Raw genomic sequence first — 24,510 nt, 5'->3', positions numbered from 1 at the left:
TTCATTTCTGCAGTAAACAAATCAATAATATTGGTACTCTACTTGTATAAGAACTTACCTAAGTAATCCATCTTACCTAAGAAATTTCTTCCTTCTTCTCATTTTTTGTAGTTGCAGCATCGTTTAACAAAACAGAGAACTGATTTAATAGAGTTTCAGGTTTTGCCCCACATTCTAACAATAAACGTGATATTTCTTTATAGTTATTGACGACAGCAAAATATAAAGGAGAAATGTCACTTCTGCTTAAAATATTAGAGTTTGCATGACTATCAAAAAGTAATTTTACTATATAAACCCTATTGTTTAAAACAGCATTATGCAGTGGAGTTGTTAGATTCATCCAGCTTCTGATATTAGGTTCTGCGCCCCCATCTAACAATAACTTTACAATGTTAACATTGCCACCTTTAACAGTGAGATGTAATGCTGAAAGACCATCTTTATCCCTTATATTAACTCGATCTAGTATTTTAGATAAAGAACTACCTTTTATCGCATTAAGTATATGATTGTTTTCATTTACATATAAGGCAACACTTGTTCGAAATTGACTAATTAGTAAAGTTTTTTTTGCGCCAAAACGACAATTTACTGAGCCATGATGACTTGGTCTTATGTTCGTTATAAGCCCATAGCTAGTACTATGATCTAACAATGACTTAAATATTCTAACAGTTCTCTATCTGGGAGTTTAGCAAAAACATCTTATAAGTTTTTATTTTTAAATTCAAAACAGTTCAAGTATTTTGCAAGATAATTAATCTTTAAATATTAAGCGCTACTCTTAATGGACTAACTACCCTAGAGGTGCACATCTTGGCTATAAGATTTGCATCACTATTCAGCAAAAGTTCAGCTATATTTTTCTGACCATATTGTACTATGATAAATAACGATTAAGCCATATAAGGCAGTATAGAGCCTAGTTTTTCGTTAAGTTGACGTTAAAACTCTCCAATATAGCCGTTGTTTACCTTAATGACTTGTTCTGCTAAATCTATAATTTTACCTCACATGTTTTAAAACTATTATCAACTATTAATATCCACTAATTCTGCTTGGCTGCTTACTATACTTATGTTACCATGAAGAGCAGGATTTGGATATGCTTATCCTCTTGTTATGTATCTTAATACCATACTTTCATGTGCACCTTTAGAAGCTAATAGAGTTTAAGTGTAATCTCAATAATGTATGTAAGTCAATAGACCTTTTTCGAAGCTTAAATTGACAATTTATGATCGCAAATTCTTATCAGTATAAGAATGCAAGAAATTACTTGACAAGCTTTACCAGCCTCCTTATTATAGCACTTAAGCTATTTATTTATCTTTGTAATCATGCAGGTTAGTGACAAAAGGCTTAGGGTATTTAGTATCTTATGTTTAATTTTTTGCACTATATGTACCTTGTGTCTTCACAATATTTCTAAGTTTTTACCCATATAAGCTGAAATACGCTTACAAAGTATTTAAGACAGTATAAAATGCCAATTTGCATGATTAGAGAGTAAACACTATTTACTATAGAATATCTTTTCCCTTTTTTTACTTAGTAAATTTCTTAGATATTTGTAGCTGAAGCGTTTAAGGGCAAACAAAATGGTGTTATGCTAACCGTGACGTTGGAATGACTTTGTTAATCACCAGCTATGGTGATTAAAGACAAGAAAGGTGAAGAATATTAGTAACTTGTCATTCTCTTAATTTATAATAAGAATGGTCAGTAAATACCTAATTTGAGTAAAAGAAATTTCACTATCATTCACTTTTAAATAGAATTAAATTTATTAATATAAATAATAAATTACTATTCTCAAAATTGATTAGCTTGATTGCAAAAGAACAAGATTTTCAATATGTTGCTTATAACCTAACTATAGTTAGCCTTTCATAAGTAGCAATGCAACAAAGCCATTCTTTTGCCAGTTAATTCTTGTCTTTCAGGTCAAGTATGACATTACTACACGTGCCGGCTGTCGGACTTGAACTGACAACCTACTGATTACAAGTCAGTTGCTCTACCAATTGAGCTAAGCCGGCATTAAATACGTTAATAATATATAATTACTAATGAATTTCAGTCAACTATTTTTATAATTATCAAAGCATTGCATAATGAAGTAGTATGAAAAAATTTTTATTGAAGCCAAAAAAAAGTCTAGGGCAAAATTTTATCTTATCAAGTGAGATAACAAAAAGAATAGTTGTTTTAGCTGGTAATCTGGAAGATTTTAACGTCATTGAAATTGGCCCTGGATATGGTGCCCTAACAAAGGAGATATTAGCACATAATCCAAAGTCTCTGCTGGCTATAGAAAAGGATAGCAATTTAGTGAAATGTCATGACCAATTGCTTAATGAACACCAGGGAAAGTTTAGAATTGTAGAAGCAGATGCGCTTTATGTTGTAGAAGAGGAGCTAATAGAACGCCCAGTAAAAGTTATTGCAAACTTGCCTTACAATATTTCGTTAGCGTTATTTTTAAAGTGGTTAAATAAAATAAAACTTTTTACAACTTTTACATTAATGTTTCAGAAAGAGGTAGCAGATCGTATTATAGCAAGACCCAATTCTAAAGATTATGGTTCCTTATCAGTGCTAAGTCAGTTACTATGTGATATAAGAAGGGAATTTGATATCGAACCTAAAGAGTTTTTTCCAAGACCGAAAGTATACTCTTCGGTCATTACAGTGAGGCCTTTACCTACACAAAGATTTGCAGTAAATTTGGAAGCCTTAACAAAATTAACACGTGCTGTTTTTGCTCAAAGAAGAAAAATGCTAAGGAATAGCTTGCAAAATGTAACGAATCGTACTGAAACCGCTCTTGAAAATGCTAAATTAAGTGGAAACGAGCGTCCAAAAAACTTAACTGTTGAACAATTTTGTCTACTAGCGAATAATATGTAAATTACTTAATTTGTTGATAAAAATATTAAAAAAGTATTTTCAGTTTGCTATGGCTAGCACAGTTCTATGTTATACCAATGCGGTCTCTTAGCATAGGTCTCGCTAACAGGCAGAGGTTGTCGGTAAATCCTTAGCTACAAATATTTAAGAAATTTACCATACAAAAAAAGGTGAAAAACCCCCGGATAGCAAGTTTTGACCCTATAATAATTTAAACTGGCGCTGTAATAATTTGCCGACGCTTAGTTTAAGCATGACTTAGCTGAATGTAGAAAATTTTAAAGATATACAACCGCAATAACTCGATGCAATCTGCCAATAAATACCTAAAATTTTTACCGAATTTTGTTATTGAACTTGCAGGTCAAAAATAAGTTGTGAATCAGAAATACCCTTAACTCTATGATAATGAAGTTGTTGAAACTTGTCAAGTAGTTCCTTTGTTTGTGCTTCCTAAAAAGAGCAAAGTTTAGTTTAGTTAATTAAATGAGAACTAAGGCTATAATAACTTAAGTACAGTTATTAATTAAGCCTTTTTGCCAATTACCACAACATTTTCATTTGGAAAAAAATAATCAGGTACAACCATATTTTTTGGTGCAGGGCCTCCAATTACTCGACCAGATGTATCATAATATGAACCGTGGCAAGGGCAAAACCAACCATTTCCATCTTTTGTAGCATGTTCAACTGGTACACATCCAAGGTGTGTACATACTCCAACCATAATTAGCCATTCATCTTTTCCTTTGTGTACTCTTTGCTCATCTGACTGAGGATCCCTCAAATCCTCTACATTCACAACTCTTGCAGCTTTAATTTCTTGCTTTGTACGTCTGCGAATAAATACTGGTTTACCTTGCCATTTTACTTTTATTCCGTGTCCTTCTTGAATTCCAGATAAATTAACTTCAACTGTAGACATTGCCAAGACTTCGGCGGAAGGGTTCATAGACTTAATCAGTGGCCAAAGCCCACTTACAGTTCCTATACTTGCCATAGCGCATGTAGTTAATGTTATAAAATCTCTCCTGCTCTTATTTTTTTTAGTAAAACCTTTAACAGGAGGTGTTTTTTTATCTTCCTTGTCTACCAGCAGTTTTTTATTCTCAGTTAATTTCTTGTTCATCAACCTCTACTCAGCTATGTAGTATACATTTTAATTTAAATACTATAGATTAATCAACAAAAACTTGCACTTTTTACTCTTAGTATGTTTTTATAATACTACAGCTAAGAAGACGCAGAATCTCCAATCTCAGGCATATTCTCTTCAGTAGAACCAGGATCTTCAATTTTTGCCGCTGACACTACCTTTTCTCTACTCTCTGTTTTAAATAGAGTGACCCCCTGAGTACTACGTCCTGCTATTCTAATTCCGTTGACTGAAATGCGGATTAACTTTCCTTTATCTGTAATAAGCATTATATTGTCACCCTGCTCAACTGGAAAGCTAGCAACGACATTACCGTTTCTGTTGGTAGTAAGAATATTGGTAATACCAATACCGCCCCTGTTGGTTACTCTGTACTCATATGCAGAAGTTCTTTTACCAAAGCCATTTTCAGTAATAGTTAGTATAAACTCTTCATTCGCTGCAAGTTTTAAGAATAATTTGTTATCTATTCCTAAATCGTTCAAAACTTTTTCTAATTTAGAATCAATGGAGTTATTAACTGCAGTTTCTAGTCTTTTTGCCAGTGGAACTTTTAGATAAAGCTCTTTTGTTTCTGTTGTAACGCCTATACCGTTTAGTATGGTCATAGATATCACACTATCGTTTTTTGCAAGTTTGATACCTCTTACGCCATCCGAATTGCGGCTTTTGAATTGACGCACGTCGCTTACAATAAATCTAATACTTTTCCCAAGCATTGTTGAAAGTAAAACATGATCAGTTTCGTTGCATACTTTGACCGATACTAATTTATCTCCTTCATCGAGCTTTATTGCTATTTTCCCATTGCTTGGAATATAGTGAAAGTCAGCTAAAGAGTTACGCCTTATGTTTCCATGAGCAGTAGCAAAAACTATATTTTGACTTTCATCACTCTCACTTGGCAGTGGCATTATATTGGTAATTGTTTCGCCATCAGCAAGAGGGAATATGTTAACAAGTGCTCTTCCACGTGCAGTTGGCTCCGCAAGAGGTAATTTATAAACTTTTAATCTATAAACTCTGCCAATATTGGAAAAGAATAAAAGGCTAGTGTGGGTGTTCCCAACAAACAATTTTGTGATTACATCCTCTTCTTTTAGCCCCTGTCCTAACTTTCCTTTTCCACCACGACGCTGAGTCCTATAGTGAGAGAGCTTCACGCGCTTAATGTAACCATTCATGGTCACTGTTACCACCATATCCTCTTGTGGGATTAGATCTTCTGCCTCAATGTCTGCATCTGATTCTTCTATTACAGTTTTGCGTGGTACGGCAAATCTTTTCCTTACTTCTTGTAAATTATTTTTTATTTCTTTCATTAATTTCTCTTCTGAACCAAGAAAAGCGATATATTCTTTTACCAGGTTAACCATTGAATTTAGCTCAGCTTCTAATTTATCTCTTTCGAGACCCGTTAAACGTTGCAATTTTATGTCAAGAATGGCTTTCGTCTGTAACTCGGTTAATCTATACACTCCATCTTTCAAAAAGCTCATGCTATCTGAAATCAAGCCAATAATTGTGTTTATTTCAGCCGAGGTTTTCCACTCTTTATTTAAGAGCTTCTTGTTTGCTTCCTCAGGGTCTTTTGTACCTCGGACGACTTTTATCACTTCATCTATGCTCAAGACCGCAATATAAAGTCCTATATATATGTGGGCTTTTTCTCTCGTTTTTCTCAAACGAAATTCTGTCCTCCTGATTAATACTTCTTTTCTAAAGTCAACAAAAGCAACTATGATTTCTTTTAATGACATCAAAACAGGTCTATTGTTGTTGAGAACTAAAGTATTAACGCTAAAGCTACTTCTTAGAGGAGTAAGTCCTAGTATTTGATTCAGTATAAAATCTGCTGCAGCATTTTTTCTAAGGTCAATCACTACCCTAATACCAGACTTATCAGACTCATCCCTAATTTCTGTTATGCCATTAATTTTCTCTTCTTTTACAAGTTCACCGATTTTCTCAATTAATTTCACTTTATTTACTTGGTAAGGTATTTCATCAATAACTATTGCTTGCCTATCTTGTGGCAGGTCTTCTATATGAGTTTTACCTTGTATAACAATTGAGCCTCGACCTGTAGCAAACGCTGATCTTATTCCAGACCTACCAAGAATTGTTCCTCCTGTCGGAAAATCTGGCCCTGGTACTACTTTAAGCAATTCATCTAAGGTTACTTCATGGTTGTCTATGTATAACACGCAGGCGTCAATTATTTCTCCAAGATTATGAGGAGGAATATTGGTTGCCATACCAACTGCAACACCACTTGCACCATTTACTAACAAATTCGGAAATTCTGCAGGCAGTACAACAGGCTCAGATTCGTTTCCGTCGTAGTTTGGTCTAAAGTCAACTGTATTTTCATCAATGTCATTCAATAAGAAGTGTGACACTCCTTGAAGTCTTGCTTCTGTGTATCGCATTGAAGCTGGTGGATCTCCATCTACCGAACCAAAGTTACCTTGCCCATCAATAAGTGGTAGAAGAAGAGAAAAATCTTGAGCCATTCTGACTAAGGAATCATAAATAGCTGCATCACCGTGTGGATGATATTTCCCCATTACATCCCCAACTATACGAGCTGCCTTTTTATATGGCTTGCCAGCATCGTATCCAGCCTTCGACATTGCATATAATATGCGCCTATGAACAGGTTTAAATCCATCTCGCACGTCAGGTATAGCACGACTTATAATCACACTCATTGCGTAGGAGAGATAAGAATCTTCCAGTTCTTTCACTATTGAAATTGGTACTATATTGTCTTGCATTTTCTGTACTTTGACCGAAGTGATTTTAATATTAACATTTAGTTAAGCAAATGGTCAATTAGAAATTAGGCTGCATTTGATTCTACTTTTTGTTTACAATAATACTATTGAGTTATAGAATTACCTTTCAAAGGGGCAATTAGCTCAGCTGGTAGAGCATCTCGTTTACACCGAGGAGGTCGACAGTTCAAGTCTGTCATTGCCCATGGGTATTTTATTTAACATATCGAAAAACTCGCAAAATAGCCTACTTTTAACCAGCTGTGCATATTGCTTGTATATTTAACTATTTTAGTGTTTTTATAAATAGTTAGCCTGCTAGTATTATCCTTTATCTATTGATTTGTGAGAGTTGAGAGGTAAAGGTATGGGTACAGGAAATATGCCCTATTAATATCTGACTTTGATACCACTATTACTAATGGGTACACGTGTAATGTTTTTGCTGGTAAATATTCTGGAATAAAAAGAAGCGATTTTAATTCTAAGGTGGGGTATTCAGTTACTGATACCGATATAAGAAATTTTCTAGAGAATACAGGCAGAGTAAAAGTGAGTAGACATTAAAATCCGTATTGTAGTCTGCGCTTTTAAGCGGAGTGGAAGTTAATATTGTATCGTACACGGGATATTCAAATGCTGTAAGAAGAGTTGTGGAAGATCGTTTGGATTTATTTGGAGAACGTATTTCTGTATTTGGTGAATTTCTAGAAAACTACAATACTCAGTTGCATAGGTTAACTCTTAAGGGACAATAAAATCAAGTTGGGAAGAATTTGCACATTTATAAGGCAATTGTAGAGTATAAAACAACCACAATAGTTAGCTACCAAAAATTGTAATACGCTGATTAGTTATAGTGCAGACAATGTTAAAAGGGTTAATGGGTTTGTTGAATCAATAAGCAAGAGAAAGGAATGGCTTGAAGGAAATGGACTGAGTATTGAAGGCGTAAAAATATCAAATTTGAGGGCGTTCAAGTGCTTAAAGAGAACAAAAGTGTTGATTATCTAGAAAAAGTACAAAAATTTATAGATACCAGTTTAGTATAAAGGCCAATTATGAAAACTTGAATAAAAAACCCGTATATTCTACAGTTAATAAACGCACCATTTTTTTAGAGAAAAAATGAAAATAATTAAATTTGTTTTTATTGAAGACAGTCATAGATTCAAAAAGGAAGTACATAATGTTCAAGACTTGTTTAAAGAAGAGGCAATAAAGGCAATTAAAGAGCAGAGTTACGGTGTGAGCTGTAGGTAAGGAAAAGAAATTATTGTCAAGAGGAGTAATATTTCAGAGGGTTAAGGAGATAGTATAGGATGCTCCTGATAGGGTAATACAAGGGTTTAAAGTATCAGAAATAGCACTAAAGGAACATATACACCAGAATCTTAAGATATTCGAAATACATTATTGAAAACACAAGAAAAATCTGTACATAGGAGTACTCAAGAATCGCCACTGTTGCCTTCTAAAAAGAGAAGATTGAGCGATGATATGATTGTTGGTGGTGAGAGTAAAAAACAAAAACACACTCTAAACCCATCTCCCTAGCATAGAAACTTGGGACAATCAAACTTCTTTTTAAGGAGTATAGTCAAAAAACAATAGATGCTATTTACAGCTTATTTAAAAGAAAAGCAGCAACAAGAATCAAAGGACAGGGCTATAAGTAAGTAGTGGACAAGAAAAGGGTAAAGTTACTATTAACGATAATAAGCCAATAGATAATCAAAAAATACACAAAGATATTGCTGATTCTCTGACTAAAGTAACAATAGAAAGTAAAGAGCAATTTGAAGATCTTAAGAAGTACTATAAAGGTGAATAGCTGAACGAGAGGTATCAAAGTTATTGAATACTGATTTGCAAAAGGAGAATAGTAAACTCAAACTCTGTAAGAGCAGAAAGCCGGCCAAGAAACAGGCACCGCTTTTGCCTTCTAAGAATCATAAGGTAAAGAGTAATACAAAGTAGAAATATAGATGAAATAAGTAGGTAGTCCACGCAACTTTGCTATAAAAGACAAGAGTAACTGACAGAAGAATTGATATAGTCAAAACTAATGCAAGACTTTTGGCTTCATTAAATTCAGTTAGTATACTTAGCATTAGAAAAGCTTCTAAATTATTAGAATTTTTAATGAGCATTTATACTACCCCTTCCGCCTCCTTGACTTAGCATATATGAACATCTGTAATTAACTTTTTAGTTTTTATTCTAAAATAATATCAATTTTTACCCTCCTGGAGCTATTCTTATTTCCTGTTGTAGTAACAAATAAACATGTGTGAAAGTAGATGAAACATTCTGTTGCTTAATAGCCTCAGTTAATTCTGTAGGTACATTACCATTTCTTTCAAAACTCTTACCTATGACTTTTGCAACACTTTTCCTCTCTAAGAGACAGCTTAGTTCTAAACTTGTTTGTCTTCTAAGTTATTAAACCTTGCTTTGCTTTCCTCGTTAGCAAACACTACTTTTATTTTATTACTATCTTACTCACTAGGATGTAGATGAATACTGATCTCCCCTTTTCTAGTAGTAAAAGACATTTCAGTGCTGCCTAAGATATCAGTATAATTTCTTTTTATTCCATCTTTATCTTTTTCAATTTTTGCTGTACTTTCTCCGATCTATAATATGTAAACTCTTAATCCTAGCTTTTCTACTTCCTGATTGTTTATGATTTTTGCAGGTTTAATAACACTATCTTTTATATATTTTACATAAAGATATTTATTATCTCTTTCTACTCCAATCTGTTTTGAATTTGCTTGCTTCTGCTTACAATACTTTCATATGCTATTTTTTCTAGATCGCTTTTAATCTTCTTACATTGCGCATTAAGATCGTCCACAAACCTACTAATTTCTTGTTCTATCATACCATTATCATGGTAAAAACTGTGTCTTATTTTTCCATCTTGTAGCACTAACTTGCTAATGATATATTTCATGATGTCTGAACTTTTTCAGATAATTCATCCTCATCATCACCATATTTGTTATCGTAGTCTTGTTCATCTGAAATGAAAGGAAATCCACATCTTCTACTATCTACAGGGCAACAGGATATTTTAGAAAGAGTATTTAATATTTTTCCAAATGTAAAATTTGTGAAAGTTTCATCCTAATTATCGTTCTTACCTCTGTAACATAAATTTAGCCTCAGTCCTTGTTTAGGTGTTTATCTACCATCCGTTTAATACCTTCTAAAGTAGTCTTCTACATAATCGGTACTTGAATTACGCAGACTCTTTTTTTCATTTCATCATAAGTTCTTTATCTTCATGTGAACTATGCTCTTCATTTTTATTTTCCCAATAACAAACTACTGGCTATTCTGTATAAAATATCATTTCATTGGTCATATATTAACAACACTCATTTACTTGCTTATTAATGTAAGTTATAGAATGTAGATAAGTCAATAAAAAATATAGCTTGTGTTCCTCTTCTATGAATATTCATTTTTCTTGCCTCTAATCCATAGGTGGTAATGAAGAATGATGTGATGATATTAGCTATTTATTGTCGCGTCACCTGTAAGTAAATATATAGCGTGCACTTAGCTCCTCTCCGTTCTTTAATTTTAAAGGTATACAAACCTGCACCAATGGCCTTATTGCATCAATGCTTATAGTGCGTTAATCGATTTTTGCAATTGAGTGTGCTTAGTCAAAAAATTTTTTAAATAATCAACACACTGGGCACTAATTACTCTAGAGTCAGAAAATAAAGTTGGTAGTAATACTGCGTTGTCAATGTAATTTACATCAACTTTATATGGAGATTTAGATAAGATTGAGAAATTAATAAAAGAGGGAAGAAGTGCTAATGCAGCGAATGAAACCGGATCTACTTTTTTGTGTTTGGCTATCATAGAAAATAATAGAGATATGGCAAAGTTTCTAGTTGAAAACTGAGCAAATATTTATGCAAAGGATGAGTATGGTGACACTCCTTTACATGATGATGTTGACAATGATACTATAGATGTAGTAAGGCTTCTAATCAACAACGGGGTAGAGGTTAATGCAAAAACAACAGTGGTAGAACACCTTTTCATCCAGCATATGGCAACATAAGTGTGGTAAAGCTTCTAATTGATAACGGAGCAGATATTAATGCAGTGAATTCTGATGGATTAACTCCTTTAAGTCGTACTTTCAGTGAAAGCAAAGTAGGTATTTGTGCGTACATGATGAATAAGATAATAGAGCGACGCTTTTGGTTTTAATGTTAATCAAAAAGATTTACAATTTAAACCTGAGGTAGAAGGAAAATATTGCTATATAATTATCAGCCGTTAATTGATGTTTTATCAGAACGCTATGAGTGTGATTTTCAGAAGATGACATTTGCTGAAGTAAAAACTTTCTTTCAGGAACACAGGAGTGACATCATAATAGAGCTTGCAGGAATAGAAAGGCATCTGATTGACTTTGTAGATTTTGAAGATGCGAAAGAGATACACATTCCTAGATTAGAGCTATATGTATTTGCAGAAGCTGTAAAAAAACACGTTAAGCACACGCCTTAACAATCTAAACATTGAATAACGTTATACTAATCTAGAACTGGATTGAGAAAGGAAGTAGTGATTTATAGATATTTTCGATATCTTAAGGAAGAGTTTAAAAAAGTGTATGTAGAGGGAAAAATATAAATCCTTGACTTTTTTATTAAAAACATAATAATTAAACTATGTTATTATTTTTGATAGGAGAAAATTATAGCTTTAGAGTTGGAAGACTTAAAACTAGTAGTAATATCACTAAACACTTACAACAATGTCATTGCTTTAATAAAAAGTAAACTAGAAGCAAAACATAAAGGTGTATGCTAGAAATAGAAAGATTTAATATAAATTATTAATTTACCTACAATAAGGCAGTTATAATTGAAAAGTTACATCGTTGCATTTGCCTGCTTTGTATGGTTGCTGTTAAAGCTCTATTAGACAAAAGGGCTAATCATTTATTGCAAGATAATAATGGATGTACTCCTTTACATTATGCTTGCTGAAAATGGTTACATAAAAATAGTATTAGATCTATTCCAAAAATGGAAGGCTAATCCTCCATTAGAAAATGATGGGTAAAACTCCGGTAGACCTAAAGTTGGTAATGAAAACATAAAAGAACGGCTTCTAGTAATTATTGAGGGACTAAAAGCTGAAGACATAATCAATAATACTGCTAGTGGTAAAAGATGTGGTACAGTCTTCAGAAGGTGAAAACAATGCAGAAAATGAACGAATTGCTAAAGCAGTTGGGATTGGTGTTATTTTAAGTACCATAACAAAATAGCGGTAGTTGCAGGACTTGTATTGCTGGTCCTATTTACCAGTACTAGCTATAATCGGTATAGCTATAGCTGCTGGATTGGCAGCTGGAGCTATTGGTGGTATCACATATGCAGTATTACAACCTAGTAACAGCCTAGATAAACCAAACGTAACTGGGCAAAAAGTTCAGGGTATTAAAGTGTAAACAAGTGCACATGCCTAGAACTGGGCTTCAATTTCCATCCAAGAAGTATCATGAAAGTAGCTAATACTGATATTTAGTAAATTTATTTACTATTTCTGTCATCCTATGGTTTTCCAGTATGAGAAGTTAGTGTCAAGCGCTGAGACGTCGGTAACTATCACGTCATATCACGATTCATTCGTGGTACCTCACCATAGATTCTGCTAATGAGTAACGGAATGACGGTCGTCACTTAGTTATAAACATTAACAAGTTTATCAAATGGAAAAAAGGCAAAAAAACCCCTGCGGATGGCTAGTTATTTACATTTGATTTTCAGATATAGCATTCTCTTTCTAAACGCTTAATAATTGCAAATCAATTGCTTTTGCAATTAGTCTAAATTATAAACGTTAAGAAATTTACTAAACAGAAAAAAGACAAAAGAAATCTAGAGCAGCTAGTTATTCACTACATTTTATCAGTTGGCGTTTTTTTAAAGCGCTCAGCAAACGCAATTTACAGCACTAGTTGGTAATGTAGGCAACAATATTAAGAGACATGAGGTTAAGTTTTTTTGTAGTTTATCTCTACAGAGAAGATAAACAACTAATTTCAGTAATATGGTAAGGAGGCTGGTGAAGCTTGTCAAAGTAGTTTTCTACATTTCTATGAACTGCTTAGATAACATCACTAAAGTCTTATAAAGTACAAAAAACGTTTACAATTAATGCTCAACATGATAAGTTAAAAACAGTTTATTCCTCGGTAGCTCAGTGGTAGAGCAGTTGGCTGTTAACCAATTGGTCGCTGGTTCGAATCCGGCCCGGGGAGCGTTTTTGTTTGTTATTTTGTATGAACTTTAAGTCAGTTGTTTTATGTATACTAGATGGTTGGGGGAATGGAATAGGAGATAGTAAATACAATGCCATTAGCAACGCAAATCCACCCTGTTGGCAATATATTAGCTCTAATTATCCAAGATGCAGTTTATCTGCCTGTGGGACTGATGTTGGATTACCAGATGGTCAGATAGGCAACTCAGAGGTTGGTCATATGAACATCTGCAGTGGTAGAGTGGTAATGCAAAGCCTGCAGCGCATTGATCGAGAAATCAAAACAATAGAGAATAACAAGAACTTACGAAGTTTTATTAGTGATCTAAAGGATAAGAACGGCGTGTGCCACATAATGGGGTTGGTATCAGATGGTGGTGTTCATTCGCATCAAAAACATATTTCAACTTTAGCAAATAAAATATCAAAGCACGAAATCAAAGTAGTGATACATGCATTTTTGGACGGCAGAGATACACTGCCAAATTCAGGAAAAAAGTGCGTTCAAGAATTTGAAGAGAATATAAAAGGCAATGACATAAGAATTGCTACTGTCTCTGGGCGTTACTATGCTATGGATCGCGATAATAGGTGGGAAAGAACAATAGAAACTTACGAGGCTATCGCATTTGCAAGGGCAACGTGTCACAATAATGTGATGTCGTTGATTGATAATAACTATCAAAATAATATAACTGATGAATTTATTAGGCCTACAGTAATAGGTGACTACAAAGGCATAGAACTAAAAGATGGGGTGTTATTAGCCAACTTTCGTGCTGATCGAATGATACAATTGGCAAGTATTTTGCTAGGCAAAGCAGGTTACACTGAGGTAGCAAAATTTTCCTCAATTTTAAGTATGATGAAGTATAAGGAAGACCTTCAGATTCCTTGTCTTTTTCCCCCTGCATTTTTTACTAACACTTTAGGAGAGATAATAGCAGATAATAAATTACGGCAATTACGCATTGCTGAAACTGAGAAATACGCCCATGTGACTTTTTTCTTCAATTGTAGAAAGGAAGAGCCTTTCTACAATGAAGAAAGAATACTCATTCCTTCACCAAAAGTTGAAACTTATGACCTGCAGCCTGAAATGTCAGCCTTTGAACTTACAGAAAAACTCGTAGGAAAAATTCGTTCCCAAGAATTTACGCTGATAGTTGCAAATTACGCTAACCCTGACATGGTGGGACACACAGGTAACATGGAAGCAGCCAAAAAAGCTGTGCTGGCTGTTGATGATTGCCTTGCAAAAGTATTGAATACTGTTAAGGAAATAAACGACGCTGTGTTAATTGTTACTGCAGACCATGGAAATGTGGAATGTATGTTTGATGAAAAAAATAATACACCTCACACAGCACACACTCTAAATAAAGTTCCGTTTATTATATACCCTAATTCTTGTAACAACCTAAAGTTGAAAGATGGAAGATTATCTGATATCGCTCCTACTATTTTACAGTTACTTGGAATTAAAAAACCAGATGAAATGACAGGTAGTTCACTGATTGTGTAATTTCCTGTATCGCCCTATGTTATTCCAAGCTGTGGTAACATCAAACAGGTGTGCTTTAACTTAAGCTAACTTCTAAATTTTCCACCGTCAGTACTGGTGACCTATTAAAGAAGCTGTCAATATCACTGATACTATCTATATTTTTTGTACTGATGGATTGATCAATTCTTTTGACTAAATTAGATAAAACTTTATTAGGTCCAATTTCAACGAATTCGTTAATGCCACTACTTGCCATATGTAAAACCATTTCTCTCCATTTCACTCTACTTACAATTTGCTTAGCAAGTAAGATTTTTATAGTTTCTGGATTGCTTTCTTCTTTAGCTGTGACGTTTGATACAAAAGGAATTGAAGGATGAGTTATGTCAATGCTCTCTAGAAATTCCAAGATCTTTTCATCAGCAGGTCTCATAAGAGATGAGTGAAAAGGCCCACTAACTTGCAATTTAATTAATTTTCTCACACTTGAGTTTTTGAACAAACCAGGTAATATTTCAAGGGCCTCTGCAGTACCACTTACCACTACCTGTCCACCACCATTATCGTTTGCAATTCCATAAATTTCATCAATTTGAGCTGATTCCAATATATCTTCTACTTCACTTATCTCCGCTCCAAGCAACGCAACCATTCCACCTTTACATTTTAAAGAAGCTTTATGCATTGCTTCGCTGCGAGCTTTCAGCAACTTGACTGTGGACTCGAGTGTCAACGCTCCTGCAGCACATAGTGCTGTATATTCACCAACTGAATGCCCACAAACATATTTAACATCGTGATCAGAGAAGAGAGACTTACCAAACACATGCTCCATAACACGTAGTGTTGCAATTGATACTGCCGTTATAGCTGGCTGAGCGTTTTCTGTAATGGTTAACTCCTCGACAGGACCATTGAAAATCAAATGAGACAACTTCCTACCTAGTATGCTATCTACTTCATCAAATACTTGTTTTGCAACGGAAAATTGACTATATAGGTCTCTTCCCATTCCTACAAACTGTGAACCCTGACCAGGGAAAGCAAAAATCATAACGATAATTCTTGATTCTTTATTAAAAGTACTACTTTATTTATCTTTTGTCAATGTCCAATAATAATAATTGACTTAACGAATTGAATACACTAGAATGGTAACTGACTAAGAGTTTATAAGCGGCAATGGCAGAAATTGATTACCATAAAATTACTATAGTCATGACAAATGGTCAAGAGTTTGAAACTCGTTCAACCTATGGAAAGGAGGGAGATAAGATAAAGCTTGATAGAGATCCTCTCACTCACCCTGCATGGACTGGAAGTTTGACAAGTGGGTCAACAAATAAAACTAGCAAAATAGCTAAGTTTAACGATAAGTACGGAAATATTTTCTAATTTTCTTTCTTTTTAAGCTTTAGACTGGAGCATGCATAAATACAAAAATATAGGCTATGTTGCTTCTGAGTCACCAAAATCACAGGAAGTATCTAAATTATTACAGAAGCTTAATTTTATCAATATAACAGAGGAAAATAAATCTGAAGTTGATCTACTGGTAGTTGTTGGCGGCGATGGTTTAATGCTACACACCTTGCATAATTACGTCGTAGGAAACAAAGATATACATGTATATGGGGTAAACACTGGTAGTGTTGGATTTTTGATGAATAAATACTTCAGTAGCAGCGAAGATTTGATTGATAACATAGAGCACGCAACTTCAGCTCAGCTAACTTTGCTAAAGATGGAAGCTATAGATCTGAGTGGTAAAAAATATCACCATGTAGCGGTAAATGAAGTGTATGTCTTTAGAAAGGCAAATCAGATAGTAGAGATGAATGTTGCTATCAATAGTAAACTAAAAATGGAAAAGTTTAGAGGAGATGGAATAATATTGTCTACTCCCACAGGTAGTACTGCATATAATTTCTCTGCTGGCGGCCCAATCTTACCACTCAATTCAAACTTATTTGCACTGACCTCTATTAATAGCTACTACCCAAGGCATTGGAATGGAGCGTTGATCTCAAATGATACAATTGTGCAAATTGACATTAACAACGCACAAAATCGTCCAGCACTTGTAGTATCAGATTACAAGGAGCTTCACAACATATCACAGATAAAAATGCAGAAAGACCATGAGAACACAGTTACTCTGCTCTTTGACAAGGATTATTCCCTAGATGAAAGAATTTTTGACAGACAATTCTTATATTAAGCTTTTCTAGAATTATTCTCAAATTAGTATTTACTGTATCTTAATAACTATAGTATAATCAATATAACAGTAGTAATTAATTTCGGATGGTAAGTATGCTAGAATTGAAAAATAAAATATCAGCAGAAGCACCAAAAACAGATCCATCATTGGCTGGAGTGGCAGCAAATGCTATCTTAGATGTACTAGATGCAGTACCATCAAAGCCACTGCGTGTACAGGAGGAGTTGTATAAAAAAGAATCAAATAATGAAGAAATGGATCATACTAGGGATAGTGGAATAGATGATCAAAGCTCAGGGATAAAAAAATCAGCTTCTGAAGGAACGTTGTTTAGCGAATCTTGGGATAGTAAAAAAACATCAGGAGATTGGAAAAGATTATTAGATAACAAGCCAGGTAATGGTTCAGACACACCTCCAACTCCTTTTACACCGAAAGACGATTCTTACATTGAAAACAGTGAAACAGATTCAACAACTCCTTTAATCAGCTCAGGCAAGAAAACAAACAGAGTCTGGCCAAGGGTAAAATATGCCATGCAGCAGAAGGGCGTTATAATTTTTGGTGCAAATACTATTATATTATGCACATCTTTAGCTTTAGTGTACTTACAAGATAAAGCAAAATTTATTGTTTTTTTTACAAATAGCCCGTTCTATATTACTATACCGGTCATTGCATCTGCTTCATTGTTTGCGGTTAGTCCTATATTTCATACAATAAAGCAATTTAGAGACGCTGAAGAATATCAAATCCAAAAAGGGAATGCAAATGAAATTTTAGATAAAGTGTTAGAGTGCCAGCCAAGGGACAAGGTGATAAAATCTGTAAGACTGGAATATAGCAATGACACTCATTCAAATTTTGCACTTAATGCTTGGGAAGCTAAAGATAACTTCATTAATATTGGCGAAAAAGTAATTAGTAGAGCTAACAAAATAGAATCAATAATTAATAATAGGCCGCTATTCATTGCATTATTAACTAGTGTAGTTGCTGCAAATATAGCGTTTCCCTTAGGGCTACTTGCAATAGATGGCATTAATAATGTGCAAAAATTTTACCAGAACCCTTTGACTCATAACGTAGGGTTGTCGTTATTCATAGGTTCAGGTATACTTGCATTATCAATCATATGTCTTGGTGTACATTACTACAGGAAAACGAATTGCACTAATCTTATATATTCTCAGGAAAAGATTAATACAGAAAGTGTTAACAAGAAATTCATTAAGAAAATAGAACAAGAAAGAACAAATGTTCTTAAGGATAATCACGGTAAAGACGCTAAATGCATCAGCCTAACGCTTGAACAAGTTGTAGTTCAATCTCATAATTGTAAAGATATTGTTTATAGTATTGGTGAATAAAGTACGTAGTAAAATCTCTTACATAATTTTGATACCCCTTAATTGGAGCAAAATAGGTCTGAGTAAATTTTACATTTACTAAAACTTTGCGTTTTGGTATCCTAAGTTGAAGGAAATTGTTTTATTTATATGAAAAAAGCTTTAATATTCACTTCCTTAGTAGTAGTTGTATTAATCGTCGTTACTTTTTTATATAAAAACAACGAGACTAATGACTTACAAGTGGTAAACGTTTATTCATCGCGTAAAGAGGAATTGGTACGTACTTTATTTGATGAATTTACAAGAAATACAGGTATTAAAGTACGTTATATTATTGACGATTACTCCCAGCTGCTCTCACGCATGGAAAATGGCAGTGAGACTGATGTATTTTTAACTGCAGATGCAGTGAACCTAATTTTGGCAAAAAAAAGAGGGCTTTTGTCTCAGGTAAACTCAGAGATTTTGAAAAGAGCTATACCTGAAAAGTTTAGGGATAGTGAAGGTTATTGGTTTGGTCTCACAAAAAGAACGAGAATATTGGTTTACAATAAAGAATCAGTAGATCCTAAAGACTTAAGTACCTATGAGGATTTAGCAAATAAAAAATGGAAAGGAAAAATATTAGTACGTTCTTCTACAAGTCCATATAATCGATCGCTGATTGCTTTTATGATTGCAAATAATGGTTTTGAAAAGACGAAAGAATGGGTCAGTGGGATTGTAAGCAATATGGCAAGAAAGCCAAGCGGTGGTGATACTAACCAAATTTATGCTGTAGCTGCTGGTGAAGGAGATATTGCAATAGTAAATAGCTATTACTTTGCGAGAATCCTTTCATCAGAACGTGAGAATAAAAAGAATGTTGCAAACAAACTAGGAGTTTTCTTCCCTAATCATGATAGTAATGGTGTAATGGTAAACATTAGTGGTGCAGCAGTAACAAAAAATGCAAAAAATAGAGAAAATGCTATAGCTTTATTGGAGTTTTTAGTAAGCAAGCAGGCCCAGGAACTATATGCTAAGAAAAATCAAGAATATCCTATTATTGAAGGCGTTGAGGTTTCCAATATACTAAAATTTTGGGGAGACTACCCACAAAGTGATTTACCTCTAAGTGAGCTTGAAAAGCATCTTTTTGAGGCTGTTATGATAGCAGACGAATGTAAATGGAAATAATGCCTAGCGCTTCTAGGGTAAAAAGTACAACTGTACGAACATTATAATTTGGTAATGATTTTCACTAGGAAAGGGTATTGCTTTAATGTTGATATTAGCATTCAGCTTTCCATCCAGGGGGTGTCATTCCGGTGTCTCCTTCTCCTAATCCTAGCGCATCTATAATATCACTCCAGTATGTGACACTGTTATTTAGTGAACTTATTTACTATTTTTTATCATCCTATGGTTTTCCAGTATGAGAAGGCAGCATCACGCTCTGGAATATCAGTAACCCCCACGTCATACCGCGATTCATTTGCGGTATCTCTAGATTACGCTAACAAGCAGCTGTTGTCAGTAAATCTTCAGCTACAAATATTTAAGAAATCCACCAAGTAAGAAAAAGACAAAAGAAGCCCTAGTTAATATCTATTTAAAAACACTAGCGTTTTTTTATGTTTTAAATACTTAATAATCGCGACTTAGTTGTTTTTTATTGCAACTAACCTTTAGTCATAAATGTTTTAGAAATTTACTAGGCAAAAAAAAGGCAAAAGATATATTGTGGTAGATAGTATTTACTCTCTAATCCTGCAAGTTAGCATATTATACTGTCCTAAACGCTTTATAAGCGAGTTTCAACTTATATAGGTAAAAAATTAGAAATATTGTGAAGACATAAGGTACATATAGTGCAAAAAATTAAACATAAGATGCTAACTATATAACACTTTATTATTTTAATCTGCACAGATTGAAGGTAACTTAACACCCCCAGTATCGGGATAAGGGGGCTAGCGAGGTTTGTCAGGTAGTTTTTTGTGTTTCTGTGAGCTACTGTCCCTAAAATTACAATGTTTGCACATTTGTGTGCTCCAATGCGAATGCTTATTTGAAATTTCTATTTTAAAGGGAGGGTTTTATGTCATACACTATATTCACAGTATGATTCAAATATTTGTTGCTTTTTAGCTGAAACACTATTTAGTTAGTAAGAAAGTTATGTTGAATATGGCGGAAATAAAAAAAGATGTTGCTGTAATTATGGGAAGTGAATCAGACTATAGCACTATGATTCATGCTGTTGATATGTTAACAGAATTAGGAATTTTGCATGACGTGTTTATAATATCTGCACATAGAACACCAGAAAGGCTCTTCAATTTTGCTCAGTCTGCACAAGAAAAAGGCTTTAGAGTTATTATAGCCGGTGCGGGAGGAGCAGCTCATTTACCTGGTATGGTTGCATCGCTCACTTGTTTACCCGTTATCGGTGTTCCTGTACATAGTAAACAGTTAAATGGGCTGGATAGTCTATTATCTATAGTACAAATGCCAAAGGGTGTGCCAGTTGCAACAATGTCTATAGGAGAAAGTGGGGCTTATAATGCAGCAATTGCTGCTGCATCTGTACTGTCAATTTCTAACAGTGAAATTGCTGATAGGTTAAAAAAATGGAGAAAGGAACAGACCGAAGTAGTAAAGGAAAAACCAGCATCACAGTAAATTTATGGCAATAATTCTTTTAGATACAAAAACCATAAATCGTATAGCTGCAGGGGAGGTTATAGAAAGGCCAGCTAGTGTAGTCAAGGAATTAGTTGAGAATGCAATAGATGCTGGAAGCTCGGAAATAGAGATAAAAATAGAAAGTGGTGGGTGTAACCTTATTACTATCACGGATGATGGAGGTGGAATAGAAAAGAGCGATTTAGAGCTTGCTTTTATGCGCCATGCTACTTCAAAATTAAGTGATAGTGAATTAATAGAAATCAAGCATCTTGGCTTCAGAGGAGAAGCTCTGTCTTCAATTGCAGCAGTGAGTAGAATTAAGCTATCATCTAAGGCAAACGGAGCAAGTGAAGCTTGGTCTATAAGTTATGAAGGTGGAGAAAAAATAGGTGAACTTATTCCTTACTCTTTACCACAAGGTACTCATATTGAGGTCCGTGATCTGTTTTTTGCCACTCCCAATAGACTAAAATTTCTAAAAACCGAAAGGGCAGAAATTCAAAGCATTGTTGACATTGTGAATAACTTAGCTATGATCAATTATAGTATTGGGTTTACTCTCACTTCTGGTAGTAAGAAACCTCTAAAATATGCTAAGCAGACTTCGTTATTTAGTAGATTATGTGAAGTAGAAGAAGAATTTCAAGACAATTCTCTAGAAATTAATGAAGAAGAGGACGGCGTCAGACTAACAGGACACATCTGTAAACCGACGGTCAATCGAGGTAAGTCTGATATGATCTATACATTTGTAAATGGAAGGCCGATAAAAGATAATTTACTTGTTAGTGCGATTCGTTACGCATATCATGACTTTATTCCAAGCAATAGGTATCCTTTTGCAATGTTGCATTTAGAAATACCATACGATCAAATAGATGTGAATGTGCACCCAAATAAATCGGAAGTGAGATTTCAAAATAAGAGGCTGATATATGAAATAGTGAGAAGAGGGTTAATTAAGGCATTATCAACAAGAACAGGCAACTCTGCAGTGAGTAATATTGATAGGTCTAGGTATCAAGGTATTGGAAAGGAAACGAGTGGGTTACCTTTTGATGTTAGTGAAAGTCAAGGAAATGATAACCATATTAATAATGGAAAAAGCAGAGAAACAAAAAGTGAAAGAGAATTGTATGAAGGGAGACCAAATCCTTTTGAAAATCGGCTAATGAAAGAATCCAACTCACCAAGTGTAGGAAAGAAAGACTTGTCAGAACGATCAGTATTGTTTGATTCAGGTATACAAAAATCCTTGTCACAAGCGAAAACTGTGGCTCTAGAGAGAGAGCAAATTGATTTGATAGAAAACCATCCTCTAGGGTTTGCACGCTGTCAGGTCTATAACACTTATATTATTGCTGAGGCTAGAGGCAAATTGATTATAGTTGACCAGCATGCAGCCCATGAAAGGTTAGTGTATGAATGCTTAAAACAAAAATCAAGTATAAAAAGACAAAAACTACTTCTTTCTGAGGTAGTTGAAATCAAAAATCAAGCTGGAATGGAGATGGTTGAAGTCTATAAGGATAAGCTTTTCGAAATGGGTTTTGATATTCAAATCAACTCAGAAAACAAGGTTATAGTAAAAGAAATCCCTGCAATTTTGGGAACAATAGATGTAAAAGAGATGCTAATTGATATAGTCGATAGATTGATGGAAATAGAAGATATGTTGCCAATAGAAGATAAAGTGAACAAAATATTGGCCACTATTGCTTGTCATGGGTCAATTAGAGCAGGCAGGACAATGAAATTGGAGGAGATGAATGTGTTGCTGAGGCAAATGGAAGAAACACCATATTCTGGGCAATGCAACCACGGAAGACCAACTCATATAGAAATGGAACTAAGTGATATAGAAAAATTGTTTGAGCGTAGGTAAGAAGTTGCCATAAACATGGAAATTTTTAGTGTTCTTCTCGTCATTCCAGCACGTGACGAATTTTTTAAGCCATAGAAACGAGACTGGAATTACTTGATAAACCTCGCCAGCCCTTTTATCAATAGCACTAAAGCTAATTATTTATCTTCTCTTTACAGATTAAACAACAAAAAAACTTAACATATCTGACATCTCATGTTTAATTTCTTGCATTACATGTACCTCATGTCTTTTACATTGTTGTTTACATTACCAATTAGTGCTGTAAATCGCGCCTACTAGGTGCTTAAAAACATTAAAAAAAACGCCAACTGGTAAAATGATAGTGGATAATAGCTGCTGCGGGATTTCTTTTGTCTTTTTTAATTTGGTTAAGAAATTAATCAATTTTTATTAGGAGCTACTTGCCTCCCTGGTAGACTTAAATAGTTATAGCAGTGTTAACATAAAAGACTAGACTTTCTTGGACTTTTTAGTTATACTAGAGTATAATTCACTATTAGTAGAGGTAGTTATTATGAATGAAGAAGAAGCTTTAAAAATATTAGGCTCTTTAAAGTAACCCGAGTGAAGAAGACATCAGAAAAGCACGTAATACACTAGCTCTTCAGTATCATCGAGACAAAAACTCAGATAAAGAACAGGAAGAACTTAAAAAAGTCGAAGAGAAATTTTAACAGTTACAAGCGCATATAAGCTTCTTGCTGGAACAGGTGCAAAAGAGGTCATGCTACTCCATGACGAAGACTTAGATAGAGTTAGCTCTATCTAAGATCTAAAATTTTGCTTACATACGCCTCTCTTCAATCAAGATACAGGATTTCTTAAAAAGCTCTTTTTAATTTCAAGAGCAGTAAAGATGAAAAATTTAGTAATTACATTAACGAAATGTGTGTACAGGATCACTTGCCGTCGGATGCTGCTATCAATTCATATAATATTGATCTTGCAAACCTGCATTAGAGAATGGCGCTAACCCTAACATAAAAATATTTCGTGAGTATACTTTATTATGTTATCACGGAATTATCATATATGGTAATATTATAAAACTACTTTTAGAGTACGGTGCTGACCCTAATACACGAGTATATAGTCTTGCTCCATTAGATGTAGCTGCACATGATAAGTTCTATGAAATTGCAAAATTACTTTTAAAATATGGTGATGATCCTAATACAGCCGGTCATCATGCAAAAGGTTACTACGTGAGGAGGTCATAGAACACACTCTATATTTCGCTAATAGTGAGATAATAAATTGCATTAAGGCACTTGTTTTGTCGCACAGCAACAATGACAAAGTTAAAAAGTTGATGGCTGAATATGGTAGTGTGGATAGACGCTATATTATTAGCTAAGCTGGTCTTTCTCGTTGTTGCTTAATGGTAGAGCTTCTGCTACTTTGTTTAGTATAGCTCCTCCCTGGTGCTATATACCGACAGTAGTATTTGCATTTGCCGCGTATTTCTTTGTTAAAAATGCCATACAGGCTGCATTTTTTGCAAAAATAAAAGAACCTTCTCCTGAGTTTGCTGAAGTTATTACTGAAAAATTAGTAAATAATGTTAAGCTAAATGCTGAAGGCAATCCTTAAAGAACTGATAATGTAATGACTTAATTCACGGGTATCAAAAAAGTTCTTTTTTAAAAAACTTAAGTTATACTTATAAGTATTTGATACCTTTTATAGTAATTATGCT

20 protein-coding genes, 3 tRNA genes and 1 pseudogene are annotated in these 24,510 nt (G+C 34.1%); 17 read left to right on the top strand and 7 right to left on the bottom strand.

All coding sequences use genetic code 11. The features are described 5' to 3' along the window. Positions 1-76 precede the first annotated feature (76 nt). Together WBP_RS01750 and WBP_RS01745 are read right to left on the bottom strand one after the other, a co-directional pair. Positions 77-658, bottom strand: coding sequence for an ankyrin repeat domain-containing protein (locus WBP_RS01750; RefSeq protein WP_167895878.1), 582 nt, complete (start codon positions 656-658; stop codon positions 77-79). 1,314 nt (positions 659-1,972) lie between these two features. Continuing rightward, a tRNA-Thr gene (locus tag WBP_RS01745) sits at positions 1,973-2,045 on the bottom strand. Positions 2,046-2,130: 85 nt separating this feature from the next. On the opposite strand from WBP_RS01745, the gene rsmA reads away from it, so the two are divergent. Beyond that, the gene (gene rsmA / locus WBP_RS01740) at positions 2,131-2,916 is read left to right on the top strand and encodes a 16S rRNA (adenine(1518)-N(6)/adenine(1519)-N(6))-dimethyltransferase RsmA (protein ID WP_167895877.1); all 786 of its coding nucleotides are present in this window, start codon (positions 2,131-2,133) and stop codon (positions 2,914-2,916) included. A gap of 526 nt (positions 2,917-3,442) precedes the next feature. On the opposite strand, the gene petA is transcribed toward rsmA, so the two are convergent. Next, the gene (gene petA / locus WBP_RS01735; RefSeq protein WP_167895876.1) at positions 3,443-4,045 is read right to left on the bottom strand and encodes a ubiquinol-cytochrome c reductase iron-sulfur subunit; all 603 of its coding nucleotides are present in this window, start codon (positions 4,043-4,045) and stop codon (positions 3,443-3,445) included. 104 nt (positions 4,046-4,149) lie between these two features. Next, positions 4,150-6,852 (bottom strand): DNA gyrase subunit A, encoded by a 2,703-nt coding sequence (gene gyrA / locus WBP_RS01730; protein ID WP_167895875.1) that lies wholly within the window; start codon positions 6,850-6,852, stop codon positions 4,150-4,152. Between the two features lie 133 nt (positions 6,853-6,985). On the opposite strand from gyrA, the gene WBP_RS01725 reads away from it, so the two are divergent. The 3 genes from WBP_RS01725 to WBP_RS01720 all read left to right on the top strand — a co-directional run bounded on the left by WBP_RS01725 (position 6,986) and on the right by WBP_RS01720 (position 8,409). Next, positions 6,986-7,058: transfer RNA gene (locus WBP_RS01725), tRNA-Val, on the top strand. Positions 7,059-7,980: 922 nt separating this feature from the next. After that, a complete protein-coding gene (locus WBP_RS06015; protein ID WP_256366205.1) occupies positions 7,981-8,115 on the top strand; it encodes a hypothetical protein in 135 nt (44 codons plus the stop codon). A gap of 153 nt (positions 8,116-8,268) precedes the next feature. Continuing rightward, the gene (locus WBP_RS01720; RefSeq protein WP_167895874.1) at positions 8,269-8,409 is read left to right on the top strand and encodes a hypothetical protein; all 141 of its coding nucleotides are present in this window, start codon (positions 8,269-8,271) and stop codon (positions 8,407-8,409) included. 1,198 nt (positions 8,410-9,607) lie between these two features. Here WBP_RS01720 and WBP_RS01715 read toward each other — a convergent pair. Together WBP_RS01715 and WBP_RS01710 are read right to left on the bottom strand one after the other, a co-directional pair. After that, positions 9,608-9,814, bottom strand: a complete 207-nt coding sequence (locus WBP_RS01715) for a hypothetical protein (protein ID WP_167895873.1) — start codon at positions 9,812-9,814, stop codon at positions 9,608-9,610. 680 nt (positions 9,815-10,494) lie between these two features. Next, positions 10,495-10,740: a hypothetical protein gene (locus WBP_RS01710; RefSeq protein WP_167895872.1), complete on the bottom strand. Its 246-nt coding sequence runs from the start codon at positions 10,738-10,740 to the stop codon at positions 10,495-10,497. Between the two features lie 49 nt (positions 10,741-10,789). Here WBP_RS01710 and WBP_RS06190 point away from each other — a divergent pair, with 49 nt between their 5' ends. The 5 genes and pseudogenes from WBP_RS06190 to gpmI all read left to right on the top strand — a co-directional run. Next, positions 10,790-10,945 carry a hypothetical protein gene (locus WBP_RS06190; RefSeq protein WP_369799986.1) on the top strand — a complete coding sequence of 52 codons (156 nt, stop codon included), beginning with the start codon at positions 10,790-10,792 and terminating at the stop codon, positions 10,943-10,945. Beyond that, positions 10,942-11,097, top strand: coding sequence for an ankyrin repeat domain-containing protein (locus WBP_RS06185; protein WP_369799985.1), 156 nt, complete (start codon positions 10,942-10,944; stop codon positions 11,095-11,097). The genes WBP_RS06190 and WBP_RS06185 overlap by 4 nt, the downstream gene beginning before the upstream one ends. A gap of 48 nt (positions 11,098-11,145) precedes the next feature. Further along, positions 11,146-11,400 (top strand): hypothetical protein, encoded by a 255-nt coding sequence (locus WBP_RS01700; RefSeq protein ID WP_167895871.1) that lies wholly within the window; start codon positions 11,146-11,148, stop codon positions 11,398-11,400. A 1,693-nt stretch (positions 11,401-13,093) separates the two neighbouring features. Then, positions 13,094-13,165 (top strand) — tRNA-Asn (locus tag WBP_RS01695). Positions 13,166-13,186: 21 nt separating this feature from the next. Further along, positions 13,187-14,689 (top strand): annotated as a pseudogene (gene gpmI / locus WBP_RS01690) (2,3-bisphosphoglycerate-independent phosphoglycerate mutase); the annotation flags it as partial. 58 nt (positions 14,690-14,747) lie between these two features. Here gpmI and fabD read toward each other — a convergent pair. After that, on the bottom strand, positions 14,748-15,728 hold the full coding sequence (gene fabD, locus WBP_RS01685; RefSeq protein WP_167895869.1) for an ACP S-malonyltransferase: 981 nt from the start codon (positions 15,726-15,728) through the stop codon (positions 14,748-14,750). 128 nt (positions 15,729-15,856) lie between these two features. Between fabD and rpmE the strand changes: the two genes are divergently transcribed. The 8 genes from rpmE (at position 15,857) to WBP_RS05570 (ending at position 24,404) form a co-directional block, all read left to right on the top strand. Next, positions 15,857-16,069: a 50S ribosomal protein L31 gene (rpmE, locus tag WBP_RS01680; protein ID WP_011256599.1), complete on the top strand. Its 213-nt coding sequence runs from the start codon at positions 15,857-15,859 to the stop codon at positions 16,067-16,069. A 31-nt stretch (positions 16,070-16,100) separates the two neighbouring features. Then, positions 16,101-16,895 carry an NAD kinase gene (locus WBP_RS01675; protein ID WP_011256598.1) on the top strand — a complete coding sequence of 265 codons (795 nt, stop codon included), beginning with the start codon at positions 16,101-16,103 and terminating at the stop codon, positions 16,893-16,895. Positions 16,896-16,981: 86 nt separating this feature from the next. Then, positions 16,982-18,268 (top strand): hypothetical protein, encoded by a 1,287-nt coding sequence (locus WBP_RS01670; RefSeq protein ID WP_179958984.1) that lies wholly within the window; start codon positions 16,982-16,984, stop codon positions 18,266-18,268. Between the two features lie 129 nt (positions 18,269-18,397). Next, the gene (locus WBP_RS01665; RefSeq protein WP_167895868.1) at positions 18,398-19,429 is read left to right on the top strand and encodes an extracellular solute-binding protein; all 1,032 of its coding nucleotides are present in this window, start codon (positions 18,398-18,400) and stop codon (positions 19,427-19,429) included. A gap of 993 nt (positions 19,430-20,422) precedes the next feature. Further along, on the top strand, positions 20,423-20,917 hold the full coding sequence (gene purE, locus WBP_RS01660) for a 5-(carboxyamino)imidazole ribonucleotide mutase (RefSeq protein ID WP_369799983.1): 495 nt from the start codon (positions 20,423-20,425) through the stop codon (positions 20,915-20,917). 4 nt (positions 20,918-20,921) lie between these two features. After that, positions 20,922-22,808 (top strand): DNA mismatch repair endonuclease MutL, encoded by a 1,887-nt coding sequence (gene mutL / locus WBP_RS01655; RefSeq protein ID WP_167895867.1) that lies wholly within the window; start codon positions 20,922-20,924, stop codon positions 22,806-22,808. A gap of 983 nt (positions 22,809-23,791) precedes the next feature. Beyond that, positions 23,792-24,031, top strand: coding sequence for an ankyrin repeat domain-containing protein (locus WBP_RS06180; RefSeq protein ID WP_369799982.1), 240 nt, complete (start codon positions 23,792-23,794; stop codon positions 24,029-24,031). Positions 24,032-24,212: 181 nt separating this feature from the next. After that, on the top strand, positions 24,213-24,404 hold the full coding sequence (locus WBP_RS05570; RefSeq protein ID WP_225416080.1) for a hypothetical protein: 192 nt from the start codon (positions 24,213-24,215) through the stop codon (positions 24,402-24,404). The last annotated feature ends 106 nt before the right edge of the window (positions 24,405-24,510 follow it).

This window comes from Wolbachia endosymbiont of Brugia pahangi, from assembly GCF_012030695.1.
Classification (GTDB): domain Bacteria; phylum Pseudomonadota; class Alphaproteobacteria; order Rickettsiales; family Anaplasmataceae; genus Wolbachia.
The sequence above is the reverse complement of the archived record's forward strand: the minus strand, read 5'-3'. Positions and strand labels throughout refer to the sequence as shown.

Bases quoted from the DNA above. Each gene is read 5' to 3' on its own strand.
- rsmA (WP_167895877.1), top strand. From the start codon at position 2,131: ATGAAAAAATTTTTATTGAAGCCAAAAAAAAGTCTAGGGCAAAATTTT.
- petA (WP_167895876.1), bottom strand. From the start codon at position 4,045: ATGAACAAGAAATTAACTGAGAATAAAAAACTGCTGGTAGACAAGGAA.
- gyrA (WP_167895875.1), bottom strand. From the start codon at position 6,852: ATGCAAGACAATATAGTACCAATTTCAATAGTGAAAGAACTGGAAGAT.
- WBP_RS06015 (WP_256366205.1), top strand. From the start codon at position 7,981: ATGAAAATAATTAAATTTGTTTTTATTGAAGACAGTCATAGATTCAAA.
- WBP_RS01715 (WP_167895873.1), bottom strand. From the start codon at position 9,814: ATGAAATATATCATTAGCAAGTTAGTGCTACAAGATGGAAAAATAAGA.
- WBP_RS01710 (WP_167895872.1), bottom strand. From the start codon at position 10,740: ATGATAGCCAAACACAAAAAAGTAGATCCGGTTTCATTCGCTGCATTA.
- fabD (WP_167895869.1), bottom strand. From the start codon at position 15,728: ATGATTTTTGCTTTCCCTGGTCAGGGTTCACAGTTTGTAGGAATGGGA.
- rpmE (WP_011256599.1), top strand. From the start codon at position 15,857: ATGGCAGAAATTGATTACCATAAAATTACTATAGTCATGACAAATGGT.
- WBP_RS01675 (WP_011256598.1), top strand. From the start codon at position 16,101: ATGCATAAATACAAAAATATAGGCTATGTTGCTTCTGAGTCACCAAAA.
- WBP_RS01670 (WP_179958984.1), top strand. From the start codon at position 16,982: ATGGTAAGTATGCTAGAATTGAAAAATAAAATATCAGCAGAAGCACCA.
- WBP_RS01665 (WP_167895868.1), top strand. From the start codon at position 18,398: ATGAAAAAAGCTTTAATATTCACTTCCTTAGTAGTAGTTGTATTAATC.
- purE (WP_369799983.1), top strand. From the start codon at position 20,423: ATGGCGGAAATAAAAAAAGATGTTGCTGTAATTATGGGAAGTGAATCA.
- mutL (WP_167895867.1), top strand. From the start codon at position 20,922: ATGGCAATAATTCTTTTAGATACAAAAACCATAAATCGTATAGCTGCA.